The sequence below is a fragment of the Pseudorhodobacter sp. E13 genome (genome assembly GCF_003991405.1).
In the GTDB taxonomy this organism is placed as follows: Bacteria; Pseudomonadota; Alphaproteobacteria; order Rhodobacterales; family Rhodobacteraceae; genus Pseudorhodobacter.
Genome location: NZ_RPEN01000066.1, coordinates 1 through 304, shown reverse-complemented (window position 1 = coordinate 304; position 304 = coordinate 1). Strand labels below are relative to the sequence as shown.

General features: G+C 62.5%; 1 pseudogene. It reads left to right on the top strand.

From position 1 onward, the window contains the following. Nucleotides 1-277: pseudogene (locus EGN72_RS00155) on the top strand (transposase); the annotation flags it as partial. Nucleotides 278-304 lie beyond the last annotated feature (27 nt).

Below are 304 nucleotides of genomic sequence, written 5' to 3'. Positions count from 1 at the left end.
TTCACAGACGAGTTCAAGCGCGATGCGGTCGCGCAGGTCGAGGATCGGGGCTACCCGGTGCGGGAGGTGGCTGAGCGATTGGGTGTCTGTTGCCCGGCAGGCGAATGCGAAACAATCGCCGAGAGGGAGCACCAAGTCGATCTACATGTGGCAGAAGCAGTTTTCGCGGCCGACGAAGGTGATTCAGGAGGTTGATGCCCAGGCCGACGAGATCCGTCGGTTGAAGCGGGATCTGCTGCGGGTGACTTCGGGCCGGGACATCCTAAAAAACCGTTCCGGGCCGCAGCCCGCCTGTGCGCTGTAG